This window comes from Flavobacterium sp. FlaQc-28 (assembly GCF_044007415.1).
In the GTDB taxonomy this organism is placed as follows: Bacteria; Bacteroidota; Bacteroidia; order Flavobacteriales; family Flavobacteriaceae; genus Flavobacterium.
Genome location: NZ_JBIPCM010000047.1, coordinates 1 through 208 on the forward strand (window position 1 = coordinate 1; position 208 = coordinate 208).

At 50.0% G+C, this 208-nt stretch carries 1 protein-coding gene; it reads right to left on the bottom strand.

The window, feature by feature from the left end; all coding sequences use genetic code 11:
• Positions 1-208 (bottom strand): hypothetical protein (locus ACHRVL_RS23130; protein WP_395415612.1); only part of this gene is annotated, 208 nt, incomplete at both ends.

The following is a 208-nucleotide window of genomic DNA, read 5'->3' on the forward strand; positions in this document are numbered from 1 at the left end:
GGCTGCGCCTGCTCTGTTACTGAAACTGTCGAAACAGCATCAACAGTACATGGAGCTGTAGCCGCCACGGTGTAAGTATACGTTCCTGCTCCTGCGAAAGCTGGAGACCAAGTTCCTCCTGCATCTGGGCTTCCGCCTAATGCTGCAAATAATGATCCTGATGTTACTGTGCTGCCTGAACAAATCGTTAATGTTCCGTTTGTTCCTG